Source organism: Nonomuraea sp. NPDC003727 (genome assembly GCF_053586935.1).
Genome location: NZ_JBSFNE010000008.1, coordinates 162,429 through 178,241 on the forward strand (window position 1 = coordinate 162,429; position 15,813 = coordinate 178,241).

The following is a 15,813-nucleotide window of genomic DNA, read 5'->3' on the forward strand; positions in this document are numbered from 1 at the left end:
AGCGCAGCACAATGCCACGTTGCGTCCTGTTGCCGTCGATCTCAGGAGTTGCGCCTTGTTACTGTCCGTGGTCGCCCAGCAGGAGCTCGCCACCCGCGCCGTCTACGCCGCGGGCCGCTCGGCGCCGCCGCCGCGCACCCTGCTCGACATCCTCGACACCACGACGGCGGCCCACCCCGACGCGCCCGCGCTCGACGACGGGGAGGTCTCGGTGACCTACCGCGAGCTCGGCGCGCGCGTGGCGCGGCTGGCCGGCGAGCTGGCCGAGGCGGGGGTGCAGCGCGGCGACAGGGTGGGCGTGCGGGTGCCGTCGGGCACGATCGACCTCTACGTCACGATCCTGGCCGTCCTGACCGCGGGCGCGGCCTACGTGCCGGTGGACGCCGACGATCCCGACGAGCGGGCCGAGCTGGTCTTCTCCGAGGCGGACGTGCGCGCGGTCGTCACCGACAAGGTCACCGTGTTCGGCGAGCCCGCCTCAGGAGCGCGGGGCGGCAGGCCGGCGATCGACGACGACGCGTGGATCATCTTCACCTCGGGCTCGACAGGCAAACCCAAGGGTGTGGCGGTCACCCATCGCAACGCCGCCGCGTTCGTCGACGCCGAAGCCGGCCTGTTCCTCGCCGACCGCCCGCTCGGTCCGGGCGACCGCGTGCTGGCCGGTCTGTCGGTGGCCTTCGACGCCTCCTGCGAGGAGATGTGGCTGGCCTGGCGGCACGGCGCGTGCCTGGTCGCCGCCCCGAGATCGCTGGTGCGCACCGGCATGGACCTCGGCCCGTGGCTGGTCGCCCACGGCATCACCGTCGTCTCGACGGTGCCGACGCTGGCGGCCCTGTGGCCGGCCGAGACGCTCGACGAGGTCCGCCTGCTCATCTTCGGCGGCGAGGCCTGCCCTCCCGAACTGGCGGCACGGCTGGCCGTGCCCGGCAGGCAGGTCTGGAACACCTACGGCCCCACCGAGGCCACGGTCGTGGCGAGCGCCGCGCTGATGACCGGCGAGGGCCCGGTCAGGATCGGGCTGCCGCTGGACGGCTGGGACCTGGCGGTCGTCGACGAGCGGGGCGAGCCCGTCCCGATGGGCGGCACCGGCGAACTGATCATCGGCGGGGTCGGCCTGGCCCGCTACCTGGACCCCGTCAAGGACGCCGAGAAGTACGCGCCGCTGCCCAGCCTGGGCTGGGAGCGCGCCTACCGCAGCGGCGACCTCGTGCGTGCCGAACCCGAGGGGCTGGTCTTCGCCGGTCGCGCCGACGAGCAGGTCAAGCTGGGCGGGCGGCGCATCGAACTCGGCGAGGTGGACGCGGCCCTTCAGGCGTTGCCGGGCGTGGCGGGCGCGGCCGCGGCCGTGCGCGGCCAGCTCCTGGTCGGCTACCTCGTCGTGGCGGACGGCTTCGACCCGGCCGAGGCCAGGGACCTGCTGCAAGACCGGCTGCCCGCAGCGCTCGTACCCAGGCTGGCGATCGTCGACGACCTGCCGACCCGGACCTCCGGCAAGATCGACCGTGACGCGCTGCCGTGGCCGCTGCCCCGGCGGCAGGCGCAGCGCGGCTGGGCGGCCGAGCAGTGGGCGGCCGTGCTGGGCGTGGCGCCCGAGGGTCCCGAGAGCGACTTCTTCACCGAGGGCGGCGGCAGCCTGGCCGCGGCCCGGCTGGTGTCGGCGCTGCGCGTCCGCCATCCCGAGGTGACCGTCGCCGACCTCTACGAGCACTCGACGTTCGGCGCGCTCGTGGCGTTGCTGGGCGACGAGGAGCCGCAGGAGGCCCAGGGCCCGGCGCGCGAGATCGCACCGATGCCGGTGCGCGCCTCGCTGGCGCAGGCGGCGCTCATGGTGCCACTGATGACCGTGACGGGCTTGCGCTTCCTGGTCGTGGTGGCGGCGCTGGCCAACCTGCTGTGGACGCCGGTGCTGTCGTGGTGGTGGGTCGCGGCGGGCGCGCTGGTGCTGCTGTCGCCGCCGGGCCGGCTCGTGCTGTCGGCGGCCGTCGCCCGGCTGGTGCTGCGCGGCCTCACGCCGGGGCGCCATCCGCGTGGCGGGGCCGTCCACGTCAGGTTGTGGTTCGCCGAGCAGTTCGCGGCCAGGCTGGGGCTGCCCGACCTGGGCAGCGCGCCGCTGATGTCGTGGTACGCCAGGCTGCTGGGCGCGCAGGTCGGCGCGGACGCCGACCTGCATTCGGCGCCGCCGGTCACCGGCATGCTCAGGATCGGCAGGGGCGCCTCCGTCGAGCCCGAGGTCGACCTGAGCGGGGTGTGGTACGACGGCGACCAGGTACGCGTGGGCGAGATCAGGATCGGCGCCGGCGCGTCGGTGGGCTCCCGCTCGACGCTGCTGCCAGGCACCAAGATCGGCAAGCATGCGCAGGTCGCGCCCGGCTCGGCCGTCAGGGGCGCGGTCCCCGCAGGCACGCGGTGGGCGGGCGTGCCCGCCACCAGGCAGGGCAAGGCCCGCAAGGTCGAGGAGCGGCCGCCCAGGTCGCGATTCTGGGTGGGCGTGTACGCGCTGACGGCCATGGCGCTGAGCCTGCTGCCCGCACTCGGGGTCGGCGCCGGGCTGGCGGTTCTGACGGCCGCCGGCACGATCTGGGCGCTACCCGTGGCGACGGTCGCGGGGATGGCGGCTTACGCGCTGGTGACGCTGGTGGGTGTGCGGCTGCTGGCGATCTGCCTGCACCCGGGCCGGTACCCCGTGCACAGCCGTCCCGCCTGGCAGGCGTGGGCGACCGGCAGGCTGATGGCCGCCGCCAGGGTGTGGCTGTTCCCCCTGTATGCCAGCATCCTGACCCCGGGATGGCTGCGCGCCCTCGGCATGAGGGTGGGCCGTGACGCCGAGCTGTCCACGGTGCTCGCGCTGCCGTCCATGACCTCGGTCGGCGACGGTGCGTTCCTGGCCGACGACACCATGGTCGCCCCCTACGAGCTGGACGGCGGGTGGATGCGCATCGCCGAGGCCCGCATCGGCAAGCGCGCCTTCCTCGGCAACTCCGGCATGACCGCGGCGGGCCGCAAGGTGCCCAAGGACGGCCTGGTCGGCGTGCTGTCGGCGACGCCGAAGAAGGCCAAGTCGGGCTCGTCCTACCTGGGCATGCCGCCGGTGAAGCTGCGCCGTACCAGCCAGGAGGGCGACCGCAGCCGCACCTACGACCCGCCCGCGCGGCTCAAGGCCGCCCGCGCGCTGGTCGAGCTGTGCCGCCTGCTGCCCGCCACCTGCACGACCGCGCTGGCCGCGCTGAGCGCGGGCACCCTGCTGTGGATCGCCTCGCGGTACGGCATGGCCGCCGCGGCCCTGCTGAGCGGCGTGGTGCTCCTGGTGGCGGGCGTCGTGGCCGCCTCGGTGGCGAGCCTGGCCAAGTGGGCGCTGCTGGGCCGGATCACCGCCGGCGACCGGCCGCTGTGGAGCTCGTTCGTGTGGCGCAACGAGCTGGCGGACAACTTCGTCGAGGTGCTGGCCGCGCCGTGGTTCGCCGACCCGTGGCTGGGCACCGCGCCGTTGAACGTGTGGTTGCGCTCGCTCGGGGCGCGCATCGGCCGCGGCGTCTCCTGCCACACCTACTGGCTGCCCGAAGCCGACCTGGTGAGCCTCGGCGACGGCGCGTGCGTCAACCGCGGCTGCGTGCTGCAGACGCACCTGTTCCACGATCGCGTCATGAGCATCGACACCGTCGAGCTGGGCGCGGGCGCTACACTCGGCCCTCACGGGGTCGTGCTGCCCGCCGCCACGATCGGCGCGCACGCCACGGTCGGCCCCGCCTCACTGGTGATGCGGGGAGAGAACGTGCCCGAGGGGACGCGCTGGTTCGGCAACCCCATCTCGCCATGGCGGTGACCCCCTACTTCCCCGGGCACGGCGATCCGCGCTTCGGCGTCACGCACTACGACCTCGACCTGCGCTACCGCGTCTCGACGAACTGGCTGGCCGGCCTGGCCACGCTGTCGGTCGAGGCCGCGGAGCCGGTCACCGAACTGGCGCTCGATCTGGGCCCGTTCACGGTGAACGCGGTCAAGGTCGACGGCGTCCGCGTCCGCCACGCCGTTCGGGCGGGCAAGCTGAGAGTGCCGCTCGGCCGGGTACGCCAGGGCGGGACGGCGTTCGGCGTCGAGGTCTCCTACGCGGGCAAGCCACGGCCGGTCTCCAGCCCGTTCGGCGGCGTGGGCTGGGAGGAGCTGACCGACGGCGCGCTGGTGGCCAGCCAGCCGATCGGCGCGCCGTCGTGGTTCCCGTGCAACGACAGGCCCGGCGACAAGGCCACCTACACCATGACGGTGACGACGGCCTCGCCGTACCAGGTGCTGACCAACGGCGCGATGGTGCTCAAGCGGCGCTCGGGCGGCGACACGACCTGGGTCTTCTCCCGCACCGACCCGATGGCCACGTATCTGGCCAGCGTGCAGATCGGCCGCTACCAGCTCGGTGACGGGCTGGCCTGCCCCGCCAGGCTCGCCGCCCGCGCCAGGAACGACTTCGGCCGTCAGGGCGAGATGCTGGCACTGTTCAGCGACAGGTTCGGCCCCTACCCCTTCGACGGCTACACCGCGGTCGTCGCCGACGACGACCTGGAGATCCCGATCGAGGCGCAGGGCATGTCGATCTTCGGCCGTAACCATGTCGACGGCAGGCGCGGCTTCGAGCGGCTGGTGGCGCACGAGCTGGCTCACCAGTGGTTCGGCAACAGCCTGACGATCGGGAGCTGGAGCGACATCTGGCTGCACGAGGGCTTCGCCGCCTACGCCGAGTGGCTGTGGTCGGAGGCTTCGGGCGGCGAGCCCGCCTCCGCGCACGCCAGGCGCTGGCACCAGCACCTGGCCGTCATGCCGCAGGACTTCACGCTCGCCGATCCAGGCCCGCGCCGCCTGTTCGACGACCGTGTCTACAAGCGGGGGGCGCTCACGGTGCACCGGCTGCGCGAGGAGATGGGCGATCCGGCGTTCTTCGGGATGGTGCGCGCGTGGACCTCCGAGCACCGTCACGGCACCGTCACGACCGAGGCGTTCGTGGCCCACGCGCAGCGCCACACCTCCCGCTCGCTCGAGCCGGTGTTCTCCGGCTGGCTGTACGGCAGGACGCTCCCCCGTTTCCGCTGAGCCGGCCAGGGCAGGCGGCACTCCATGATGAGCCAACTGGTCAGAGGTGCGTTCGCCGGGACGACCGCCACGACGGCGATGAGCGCGGTCATGCTCGCCGGCGACAAGGTGGGGCTGATGCGCGAGCACCCGCCCAAGCACATCACTCGCGCGCTGCTGCCCGGCCATCCGCACCGGCCCAAGCCGGGCGAGAAGCCGATGGCGGTGCTGGCCCACTACGCCTTCGGCGCCGGCGCGGGCGCGCTGCTGGCGCTCGTGACCCGCGGCAGGGGGGCGCCGCTGCCGGTCGGCGTGGCCTACGGGCTGGCGATCTGGCTGGCCAGCTACGAGGGCTGGGTGCCGTCGCTGACCCGGCTGCCGCCCGCCCATCGCGACCAGCCCGGCCGGCAGCTGGTGATGGCGCTCGGTCATGTCGTGTTCGGCTCGGTGCTGGCCGCGTCCCTGCGCCACCGGAACCGCCGGGCGCAGGAACAGGAGACGCCGCCGGCGCCGTGAGACCCCGGCCATGGCTCCAGGGCCCACGGGCTTCGGGGATCTCCGGGGGATCTCTTGAGGGTCTGCTGGGCGTCTACTCGGGCGTCACGGCCGGGCGCCGACCCCGGTCGTGAACTCCGTGCGCAGGTGGCCGGGCGCCAGGGGCGGGGTGTCCATGCCCTCGCCCTCCGCCAGGCCGTCGAGCATCTCGCGCATCGCCTGCGTGGCGCCGTACGCCGGCTGCCAGCCCAGCTCGGTGCGCGCCCGGGTGGTGTCCATGATGGGCAGGTTGAGCGCCATCTCCAGCAGGCCGGGGCTGGCGGGGATGAGACGGGCGTGCCAGCCGGCCGCCACCGCGGTCCTGGCCAGCCACGGCGACATCGGCACCAGGCGGGCACCGAACAGCCCGGCCAGCTCGGGAGGGCCGAGGACGGGTTCGGCGGCGAGGTTGAACGCCCCGGAGACGTCGGAGACGATGGCCAGCCGGTAGGCCTGGGCGGCGTCGGCCGCGTGCAGCGCCTGCACCCGCAGGCCCGGGATGTCGGGGATGAGAGGCGCGCGGCGCATCATCCGGCCGGGCACGAACGGCCCGCCGAACAGCCGCCGCTGCTCGCTGGCCGCCTCCTTCTTGAAGATGAACGCCGGACGCATCCTGACGACCCTGATGTCCGGGTGGTCGCGCTCGAACACGTCGAGGACGCGCTCGACGTAGGCCTTCTCCCTGCCGTAGGCGGCGCGGGGCCAGCCGTGGGTGGGCCACGACTCGTCCACGGCGTCCTCCTTGGGGCCGGGCGAGTAGGCGCCGACGGAGGAGGCGTGGACCAGGGTGGGCACCCTGGCCTGGGCGACGGAGCGGAAGACCGACATGCTGCCCAGGACGTTGGCCCGCCAGGTGGTGAGCGGGTCACGGGTCGGCTGGAACAGCCACGCCAGGTGCACGACCGCGTCCGCGCCCTCGAACACCGCGGTCAGGTCCTCCTCGGCCACGTCGGCGGCACGCCAGAAGGTCTTGGGCCCCGGGCTCCAGCGGGGGCGGCGGCGGGCGACGCCGACGATGGAGGTGACGAGGGGTTCGGCCTCGAGTGCCTGCAGGACGCTGGTGCCGACGTTGCCCGTCGCGCCGACCACGATGACTCTCATGAACCGCGACTGCCCCGGCGCCAAGGGATCAAACCGGCGCTAGATTGGCTGGATGGTCACCGTCGACGACGTGCGCGCCCTGGCTTCGCGACTGCCCCGCTCCTCCGAGCACCTGATCCACGACCGGGTGAAGTTCCGGGTGGGCTCCATCGTCTACGTCGCCTTCTCCCGCGACGAGACGATCATGGGGTTCGGTTTCCCCAAGGAGGAGCGCGAGGCGCTGGTGGCCGCCGAGCCGGGCACATTCCTCCTGCCGCGCGAGAGCGACCTGCGCTTCCACTGGGTGGAGGCGCGGATGGCCGCCCTCGACGTGCCCGAGATGCGCGAGCTGGTGACCGAGGCGTGGCGGATGTGCGTGCCGAAGAAGGTCTACGCCGCCTACCTGGAGACGCTGCGGTAGAGGTCGCGCGCCAGGGTCGTGGTGCGCTTGACCGAGTCGTTCCACCCGCCGCCCGCCGGGTGCGCGGTGAGCAGCACGAAGATCAGCCGGTCGCCCGCGCCGACCAGGCCCGTGGTGTGCAGGACGGGCCTGCCGAGGTCGGGCACCAGCGGCCGGAGCACCTGCGTCCGCGGTGTGACCAGCGCGCCGCCCGCCCCCGTGGGCGAGCACCTGACCGGCGGCACGGTGCCGAAGCCCGACCAGCCCTGCTTGACCGCCCACGGCTTCGGCAGGCCGCGCGGGATGCCGAAGTACTGGTCGAAGCCGTCGGTGCCGCAGGGGGTGGCCTGGCGCAGGTGTCCGACGACGAGGTCGCGGACCCTGGCGTCGGCCCGGTCCATGAGGTAGCGGTAGGTCCTGGCGACGTCGTAGGCGCTGAGCGAGGTGTAGCCCCAGAAGCCCGGTTTGTGGGCGGGCGGCGGGCCGGTGTCGGCCAGGCCCAGCTTCCTGGACATCCGCGTGATGATCTGCCCCTTGCCGCCCCTGTCCCACAGGGCCGAGGCCGCGTCGTCGTCGCTGGAGCGCAGCATGATCTTGAGCGAGGCCAGGTCGCGGCCCGCCGGCCGGGCCGTCCGCTCCAGGAAGTCGATCGCGATCAGGATCTTGACCACGGAGGCCGACCTGAAGGCCCGGTGCGCCAGGCGGTGGGCGACGATCTTCCCCGCCACCCGGTCGAAGACCACGTACGCGGCCGTCGTGCCCGGCGGGATCCTCGGCTGGACCTCGGCCGTCGCGAGGGTCGCGGGGGTCGCGGCGAGCAGGGGTACGGCGGCCGCCACGGCCGCCCAGGGCTTGGTTCGCACCCGCCCATGTCTACCAGATCTTGACCGACCGCCTCCCCAGGCGGCTGGGGCCCGAGTACGCCGGCCTGGCCGGGCCGGTCGGTAGGACTTTGCCACCCCCTGGGCTTGCACGGGGAAATGTCAGGCAATCGGCTATTTATGTCGGATATGCCGTTCAGGGGATTCGAGCAGCTCACCGGGCGGGCCTTCGGTGCCGGCACGGACGCGTGGCCCCCCAGGCATCCCAGCGTCCAGCGGGTCGACGTGGGCAGGCTGCTCAGCGAACCGGCCAGGGCGCTGCTCGCCCGCGCGGTCGAGACGGCGGCCCACCGCGGCGCGACCGACCTGGACGAGCTCGACCTGCTGGCCGCCGCCACCCAGGACGATCCGGCACGCGGACTGCTGTCGGCCGCCGGCGCCGATCTCGGCAAGCTGCGCGACCGCATCGAGGGCATGGCCCGCGGCGCGACACCGGGCGAGCCGCCCGCCGCCCTCTCCCCCGCCGCCAAGCGGGCCGTTCTCGACGCCCAGCGCATCTCGCGCGCCCTCGGCGCCTCCTACATCGGCCCCGAGCACCTGCTGCTCGCGCTGGCCGCCCATCCCGACTCCGCCGCCGCCCGCCTGCTGGCCGAGCAGGGGCTCTCGCCCGGCGACCTGCGGCAGGCGGCCATCGGGCGCCCGGCGGCGGACGTCACCGGCGGGGCGGGCGCCACGCCCGCGCTCGACGAGTACGGCAGGGACCTGACCGAGGCGGCCAGGCAGGGCGACATCGACCCCGTCGTCGGCCGCGAGGAGGAGATCGAGCAGGCCATCGAGGTGCTCTCGCGCCGTACCAGGAACAACCCCGTCCTCATCGGCGAGCCGGGCGTCGGCAAGACCGCCGTCGTCGAGGGCATCGCCCAGCGCATCGTCAACGGCGGCGTGCCCGACACGCTGAAGGACCGCCGCGTCATCGCCCTCGACCTGACCGGCCTGGTGGCGGGCGCCCGGTACCGCGGCGAGGTCGAGGAGCGCGTCAGGAAGGTCGTCGACGAGGTGCGCGCGCACGCCGACGGGATCGTGGTCTTCGTCGACGGGGTCCACACCCTGGCCGGCGCGGGCCCGGCGACGGGCAGCGAGCTCGCGGGCCCGGTGGGAGGCGGCACGGCCGCGGGCCCCGCGGAGGGCGGCACGACTGCGGCGGGCGTCCTCAGGCCCGCCCTGGCCCGCGGCGAGCTGCACGTCATCGCCGCCACCACGATCGACGAGTACCGCGCGACCCTCGAGAAGGACACCGCCCTCGAACGCCGCTTCCAGCCGGTGCTCGTCCCCGAGCCGACCGTGGCGCAGACGGTGGAGATCCTGCGCGGCCTGCGCGACGCCTACGAGGCCCACCACCAGGTCCGCATCACCGACGAGGCGCTCGAGGCTGCCGCCACGCTGTCGGCTCGCCACATCGACGGCCGGTTCCTGCCCGACAAGGCCGTCGACCTGATGGACCAGGCCGCCGCCAGGGTGCGGCTGCGCGCCCGTACGCCTCCCGCGGACGTGCGCGAGCTGGAGGAACGGCTGGCGTCCCTGCGCAGGGACAAGGACCAGGCGGTCACCGGCGACGACTTCGACCGGGCCAAACAGCTCACGGCCGAGATCGAGGCCCTCGAACCCCGGCTGACGGGCGCCCGCCACGACAGGGACGGCGTGCCCTCGGTCGGCGCGGCCGACGTCGCCGCGGTGGTCTCGCGCCGCACCGGCATCCCGGTCGCCCGGCTGACCGAGCACGAGCGGACCCGGCTCATCACGCTCGAACAGCGCCTGCGCGAGCGCGTCATCGGCCAGGACGAGGCCGTCACCGCCGTGGCCGAGGCGGTACGGCGGGCCAGGGCCGGCCTGTCGGACCCGCACCGGCCGATCGGCGGCCTGCTGTTCCTCGGCCCGAGCGGCGTCGGCAAGACCGAGCTGGCCCGAGCGCTGGCCGAGACCCTGTTCGGCGGCGAGGACCACCTGGTGCGCATCGACATGAGCGAGTTCATGGAGCGTCACACCGTCGCCAGGCTGGCCGGCACGCCGCCCGGGTACGCCGGCCACGAGGAGGCCGGGCAGCTCACCGAGGCCGTCCGGCGCCGCCCGCACGCCGTCGTGCTGCTCGACGAGATCGACAAGGCCCACCCCGACGTGACCAACCTGGTGCTGCGCATACTCGGCGACGGCCGCCTGACCGACGGGCGGGGCCGGAGCGTCGACTTCACCGACACCGTCGTGATCATGACCAGCGCCCTCGGTGCCCACCTCGTCATGGAGGGCGGCGGGCCGCTCAGCGAACGGTTCACGGACCTGTTGGCCTCGAGGCTCAGGCCCGAGCTGCTCAACCGCGTCGACGAGACCATCGTCTTCGCCAGGCTCGACGGAGAGCAGCTGCGCCAGATCGTCGACCTGCTGCTGGACAGGACCAGGCGGCGCCTGCGCGGCCGGGGCATCGAGCTGGCCGTCACCGACCAAGCCAAGGACTGGCTGGTCGAGCAGGGCTACCATCCCGAGTGGGGCGCGCGGCCGCTGCCCCGGGCCGTGCGCAGGGAGCTGGACAACAGGCTGTCGACGCTGGTGCTGAGCGGCCAGGCGGGGCAGGGCGACACCGTACGGGCCGACGTGGAGGGCGGCGAGCTGCGGCTGCGGGTGCTCGCCGCCCACGGCGCGGACGGCCGGCGCCCGGACCTCTAGGAGGCGGGGCGGCGGCGCAGGCGGGGGTCGGTCAGCGCGGGCGGCTGCCAGCCCCGGTCGCCGGGGTTGAGCGTGACGCCCGGCGGGACGATCTCGTCGATCCGGTCGAGGACGTCGTCGCTCAGCCTCACCTGCGCGGCGGGCAGCTGGCTGTCCAGGTGCGCCATCGTCCGCGGGCCGATGATGGCCGAGGTCACCGCCGGGTGCCGCAGCGTGAACGCCAGCGCCAGCTCGATCAGCGTCAGCCCCGCCTCCTCGGCCAGCCGCGCCAGCGCCTCGACCACCTCCAGCTTGCGCTGGTTGGCCGGCAGCGCCAGGTCGTAGCGCTCCGGCAGGCGTTCGGCCCTGCGCGAGCGCGGCGGCTCGGCGCCCTTGCGGTAGGCGCCCGTCAGCCACCCGCCCGCCAGCGGGCTCCACACGATGGCGCCCATGCCGTAGTTCTGGACCACGGGCAGCACGTCGGCCTCGATGCCGCGCACCAGCAGCGAGTAGGGCGGCTGCTCGCAGGCGAACCGTTCGAGACCGCGCCGCTCGGCCGCCCAGTGCGCCTCGACCAGGTGGTGGGCCGGGAACGTGGAGCTGCCCAGATAGCGGATCTTGCCCTGCCGTACCAGGTCGGTCAGCGCGCCGAGGGTCTCCTCGATGTCGGTGTCGGGGTCGGGGCGGTGGATCTGGTACAGGTCGATCCAGTCGGTGCCCAGCCTGCGCAGGCTGTTCTCGACGGCCTGGAAGATCCAGCGCCTGGAGTTGCCGCGCTGGTTGGGGCCCTCGCCCATCACGCCGTGCACCTTGGTGGCCAGCACCACCTCGTCGCGCCTGCCCGACTTGGCCAGGGCGTGGCCGACGAACTCCTCCGACTGGCCGGCCGAGTAGACGTCGGCGGTGTCGATGAAGTTGACGCCCGCGTCGAGGGCGCGATCGATGATCCTGGCCGACTCCTCCACCGACGGCTCGCCCCACCCGCCGAACATCATGGCGCCGAGGCACAGCGGGCTGACTCTGAGACCGGTTCTGCCGAGTACGCGGTATTCAGTCACTCTCCCTAGAGTGCCCGAACGGCTTCGGCGATGGGCACCTCGCCACGCACCAGCTCCAGCGTCCTGCCGACCGTGGCCGGCGCGTCGAGCAGCGCCACCACGACCGCGGCCACGTCGTCGCGCGGCACGGTGCCCCTGGCCACCGGCGGCGGCGCCAGCAGGACCCTGCCCTGCCCCTCCTCGTCGGTCAGGCCGCCGGGCCGCAGGATCGTCCAGTCGAGGTCGCGCCCGCGCAGGTCGGCCTCCGCGGCGGTCTTGGCCGCGATGTAGGCCGCCCACACCTCGTCGGAACCCGCGGCGGGCGGCGCGCCCGCGCCCATCGAGGAGATCTGCACGAACCTGCGCAGGCCCGCGCGCTCGGCGGCCTCCGCCAGCAGCACCGAGGCGGCCCTGTCGACGGTGTCCTTGCGGGCCGCGCCCGACCCCGGGCCCGCGCCCGCGGCGAACACGGCGGCGTCGGCGCCGTCGAGCACCCGCGCGACCTCCTCCGCGCTCGCGCCCTCCAGGTCGCAGACGACCGCCTGCCCGCCCGCGGCCGCCACGTCGGCCTGGTGGCCCGGGTTGCGGACCAGCCCGACGGCCTGGTCGCCCCGCTCGGCCAGCCTCCGCGCCAACCGCAGCGCGATCTTCCCGTGTCCACCCGCGATCACCACACGCATGCCTCCAGCGTGTCACACGGGTGTAGTTGACGCAGTCAGGACCCGCTCCGCGGGGTCCTGGGCGGGCGTGGTGAGAATGGGCAGATGGACTACACCGAGCCACCGGGCCCCGCCTTCCTGTTCGACCTCGACGGCACCCTGATCGACAGCGTCTACCAGCACGTCATCGCCTGGCGCAGCGCCCTGTCGGGGATGGGCATCGACCTCTCGGTGTGGCGGATCCACCGCAGGATCGGCATGAGCGGCGGCCTGTTCGTCACCGCGCTGCTGAGGGAGACCGGCATCACCCTCAGCCAGAACCAGATCGACGACCTCCAGCGGGCCCACGCCGACGCCTACACCGAGCAGGTCGACTCGGTCAGGCCGCTGCCCGGCGCGGCGGAGCTGCTGCGCGAGCTGACCGCGCGCCAGGTCCCCTGGGCCATCGCCACCAGCGGCTACGCGCGGACCGCCCGGCTGGCGCTGTCCATGCTCAAGCTGCCCGACGACACCCCGATGGTCACCCGCGACCTGGTACGGCGCGCCAAGCCCGACCCCGACCTGTTCCTTGCCGGAGCGGCCCTCCTCGGGGTCGACCCGCACCACGCCATGGTCGTCGGCGACAGCGTCTGGGACCTGCTGGCCGCCAGGAGGGCGGGCGCGCTGGGCGTCGGCCTGCTGTCGGGCGGCTACGGCAGGGACGAGCTCGAGCGCTCGGGCGCCTTCCGCGTCTACGCCGACCCGGCCGACATGCTCAACCGGCTCGACGAGCTGGGCGTACGCCTGAGGGAATAACCGCGCACCGCCAAACCGATCACGTGAAGGATGCGTATCTCCGCAAGAGGAGCTGACATGGATCTGGCAGACATCGGCGTCACCGGACTTGCCACGATGGGCCGCAACCTGGCCCGCAACTTCGCCCGCCACGGCTACGCGGTCGCGGTGCACAACCGTTCGCACGGCCGTACCGAGGCGCTGGTCAAGGAGTTCGGCGGCGAGGGCACCTTCCTGCCCGCGGAGGACATGGCGGCCTTCGTCGCCTCGCTCAAACGACCACGCAGGGCGATCATCATGGTGAAGGCGGGCGCGGGCACCGACGCCGTCATCGACCAGCTGGCCGACCTCATGGAGCCGGGCGACATGATCGTCGACGGCGGCAACGCGCACTTCGAGGACACCAGGCGCAGGGAGGCGGCGCTGCGCGAGCGCGGCATCCACTTCGTGGGCGCCGGCATCTCGGGCGGCGAGGAGGGCGCGCTGCTCGGCCCGAGCATCATGCCGGGCGGCTCCCGCGAGTCGTACGAGGCGCTCGGCCCCATGCTGGAGGACATCTCCGCCAAGGTCGAGGGCGTTCCCTGCGCGACCTACGTGGGCCCGGACGGCGCCGGCCACTTCGTGAAGATGGTGCACAACGGCATCGAGTACTCCGACATGCAGCTCATCGCGGAGGCCTACGACCTGCTGCGCCAGGCGCTCGGCGCCTCCCCCGCCGAGCTCGCCCAGGTGTTCCGCGACTGGAACGAGGGTGACCTCGGCTCCTACCTCATCGAGATCACCGCCGAGGTGCTCGACCACGTCGACGCCGAGACCGGCCGGCCGTTCGTGGACGTCGTGGTCGATCGCGCCGAGCAGAAGGGCACCGGCCGCTGGACCGTCCAGAGCGCGCTCGAACTGGGCATCCCGGTCACCGGCATCGCCGAGGCGGTCTTCGCCCGCGCCCTGTCCGGCCACCCCGAGCAGCGCGCGGCCGCCCGTGACCTGCGGGGCCCCTCGCAGGCCGGCGTCGCGGGCAAGGAGCTGATCGAGGACGTACGGCAGGCGCTGTACGCCTCCAAGATCGTCGCCTACGCGCAGGGCTTCGACCAGATCGCGGCGGCCTCGAAGGAGTACGGCTGGAACGTCGACCTCGGCGCGATGGCCACGATCTGGCGCGGCGGCTGCATCATCAGGGCGCGCTTCCTCGACCGGATCCGCGCCGCCTACGACGCCGACCCGGCGCTGCCGACGCTGCTGGCCGACGAGGGGTTCGCGGGCGCGCTGGCCGCCGCGCAGGACGCATGGCGGCGGGTGGTGTCCACGGCCGTGCGGATCGGCGTGCCGACGCCCGGGTTCTCCTCGGCGCTGGCCTACTACGACGGCCTGCGCAGGGACCGGCTGCCGGCCGCCCTCGTGCAGGGGCTGCGCGACTACTTCGGCGCGCACACCTACCACCGGGTCGACATGGAGGGCGCCTTCCACACCGACTGGTCGGGAGACCGGGCCGAGCACCCGGCGTGAGCGCCTTTACGTTGTAGATTTCCAGCCCCGCAGCGTCCGAGCTGCGGGGCTTTTTGTGGTCTTCCACGTCTTTACCCCGCGTCCTGTAGGAGTGGAGGGGTACGAGCCCGATGTAACGGCGAGCACCGAAGTCCCGCTGGAGTGGCGTGCATGGACAGAGGGTCACCGGTGACTACGGTGGGCTTCCGGATGCTTGCCGTCAGGGGACGGGCACGTGAACGTCAGGTGATCACGGACACCCGGCGGCGGGGCGGCGACGGAAGACGGGTGGGAGACTTGGCCGGAGTCGGACGCGGTGGGGCCGTGCGCGGGCACGCCCGTGACGGTCTTCAGCACGGCGAACAGGAGTGCCGACGGGGAACCGGCGCACCAGGGCGACAGGGTGCCGGACATCGCGGTGCCGGACGCCGACCGGCTGGTGGTCGGCCGGCAGGCGAGGGTCTCCGATCCCCTGGACGCCACGCCCGACGACCAGGGCTCGATCGGCTTCGCGCGCTCCTCCGACGACGGGCGCACCTGGACCACGGGCACTCTCACCCCGGCGACGGGCACGCACCGCTGCCACTACGTCGTCTCCCTCAACGACTCAGGTGCGATTTACGCCCTCCTGGGACGCATCACGATCGCCGAGGACCGCGACCGGACGGGGAACGTCGACAGATTCCCTGTCGGCATGGTCGCCAGGCGCAGTACGGACTCTGGTGCCGGTTTGCACGACCTTCCCCTCACGGTCGACGTGCCGCCCAACAGCCGGCGTGTGGTCGCCGACGGGAAACCGATCAAGCACGACGGTGTGTGGCTGCTGCCGTACTGGCGGCAGACCTGCGGCGGGACGCGGGCAGGAGTGCTCAGCTCGGCGGACCCGCGGACCTGGCGCCCGGTCGGATCGGCGCAGCCGCCGCCGGGCATCGGGGTGGAGGAACCCCGGGTGACGCCTTCCCAGGAGGGCGGCCTGGTGATGGTGGCCAGGGCGCTCGACCTGCGGGGCGGCACGTCCCCGGAGGACAGGGACGCGAGGTACCGTGCCCACGCGGCCTACGCGGCGGTGTCGACGAGCGCGGACGGGGCGCTCACCTGGGCACCGATGACCTGGGACCCCCAGCTCCCGAATTATTACGTTAAAGGCTTCTTTGCCATGGATGGCGGGGCCGTGTGATGACACCATGCCGATGGTGATCGTGCTCGTGGTCGCGATCCCCACCGGGGCGTCGTCGTGCGCCAGAACGGCCACGACCTCCACCTGGCCAGGACCGCGT

The 15,813-nt window shown here is 73.5% G+C and carries 12 protein-coding genes; 8 read left to right on the forward strand and 4 right to left on the reverse strand.

Annotated elements, in window-relative coordinates; translation table 11 throughout:
• Positions 1 to 55 precede the first annotated feature (55 nt).
• Genes ACWDLG_RS21610 through ACWDLG_RS21620 form a run of 3 tightly spaced genes read left to right on the forward strand, consistent with a single transcriptional unit; the run spans position 56 to position 5,571 of the window.
• A complete protein-coding gene (locus ACWDLG_RS21610; protein ID WP_449922409.1) occupies positions 56 to 3,820 on the forward strand; it encodes a Pls/PosA family non-ribosomal peptide synthetase in 3,765 nt (1,254 codons plus the stop codon).
• A complete protein-coding gene (locus tag ACWDLG_RS21615; RefSeq protein WP_449922411.1) occupies positions 3,811 to 5,076 on the forward strand; it encodes a M1 family metallopeptidase in 1,266 nt (421 codons plus the stop codon). The genes ACWDLG_RS21610 and ACWDLG_RS21615 overlap by 10 nt, the downstream gene beginning before the upstream one ends.
• A gap of 24 nt (positions 5,077 to 5,100) precedes the next feature.
• Positions 5,101 to 5,571 carry a DUF6789 family protein gene (locus ACWDLG_RS21620; protein WP_449922413.1) on the forward strand — a complete coding sequence of 157 codons (471 nt, stop codon included), beginning with the start codon at positions 5,101 to 5,103 and terminating at the stop codon, positions 5,569 to 5,571.
• Between the two features lie 84 nt (positions 5,572 to 5,655).
• Here ACWDLG_RS21620 and ACWDLG_RS21625 read toward each other — a convergent pair whose 3' ends face one another.
• Positions 5,656 to 6,690: an NAD-dependent epimerase/dehydratase family protein gene (locus ACWDLG_RS21625; RefSeq protein ID WP_449922415.1), complete on the reverse strand. Its 1,035-nt coding sequence runs from the start codon at positions 6,688 to 6,690 to the stop codon at positions 5,656 to 5,658.
• 52 nt (positions 6,691 to 6,742) lie between these two features.
• Between ACWDLG_RS21625 and ACWDLG_RS21630 the strand changes: the two genes are divergently transcribed.
• Positions 6,743 to 7,090, forward strand: a complete 348-nt coding sequence (locus ACWDLG_RS21630; RefSeq protein ID WP_449922417.1) for an MmcQ/YjbR family DNA-binding protein — start codon at positions 6,743 to 6,745, stop codon at positions 7,088 to 7,090.
• On the opposite strand, the gene ACWDLG_RS21635 is transcribed toward ACWDLG_RS21630, so the two are convergent.
• Entirely contained in the window at positions 7,069 to 7,932 is an 864-nt protein-coding gene (locus ACWDLG_RS21635; protein ID WP_449922419.1) for a hypothetical protein, read from the reverse strand. The genes ACWDLG_RS21630 and ACWDLG_RS21635 overlap by 22 nt on opposite strands.
• A 147-nt stretch (positions 7,933 to 8,079) precedes the next feature.
• Between ACWDLG_RS21635 and ACWDLG_RS21640 the strand changes: the two genes are divergently transcribed.
• Positions 8,080 to 10,605 carry an ATP-dependent Clp protease ATP-binding subunit gene (locus ACWDLG_RS21640; protein ID WP_449922421.1) on the forward strand — a complete coding sequence of 842 codons (2,526 nt, stop codon included), beginning with the start codon at positions 8,080 to 8,082 and terminating at the stop codon, positions 10,603 to 10,605.
• Here the strand turns inward: ACWDLG_RS21640 and ACWDLG_RS21645 are convergent.
• Together ACWDLG_RS21645 and ACWDLG_RS21650 are read right to left on the reverse strand one after the other, a co-directional pair.
• Entirely contained in the window at positions 10,602 to 11,642 is a 1,041-nt protein-coding gene (locus ACWDLG_RS21645; protein ID WP_449922423.1) for an aldo/keto reductase, read from the reverse strand. The genes ACWDLG_RS21640 and ACWDLG_RS21645 overlap by 4 nt on opposite strands.
• 5 nt (positions 11,643 to 11,647) lie before the next feature.
• A complete protein-coding gene (locus ACWDLG_RS21650; RefSeq protein ID WP_354921290.1) occupies positions 11,648 to 12,301 on the reverse strand; it encodes an NAD(P)H-binding protein in 654 nt (217 codons plus the stop codon).
• Between the two features lie 84 nt (positions 12,302 to 12,385).
• On the opposite strand from ACWDLG_RS21650, the gene ACWDLG_RS21655 reads away from it, so the two are divergent.
• From ACWDLG_RS21655 to ACWDLG_RS21665, 3 genes are all read left to right on the forward strand, one after another.
• Positions 12,386 to 13,075 carry an HAD family hydrolase gene (locus ACWDLG_RS21655; RefSeq protein ID WP_449922426.1) on the forward strand — a complete coding sequence of 230 codons (690 nt, stop codon included), beginning with the start codon at positions 12,386 to 12,388 and terminating at the stop codon, positions 13,073 to 13,075.
• Between the two features lie 57 nt (positions 13,076 to 13,132).
• Positions 13,133 to 14,557: an NADP-dependent phosphogluconate dehydrogenase gene (gene gndA / locus ACWDLG_RS21660; protein ID WP_449922428.1), complete on the forward strand. Its 1,425-nt coding sequence runs from the start codon at positions 13,133 to 13,135 to the stop codon at positions 14,555 to 14,557.
• Positions 14,558 to 14,876: 319 nt separating this feature from the next.
• Entirely contained in the window at positions 14,877 to 15,713 is an 837-nt protein-coding gene (locus ACWDLG_RS21665) for a sialidase family protein (protein ID WP_449922430.1), read from the forward strand.
• Positions 15,714 to 15,813 lie beyond the last annotated feature (100 nt).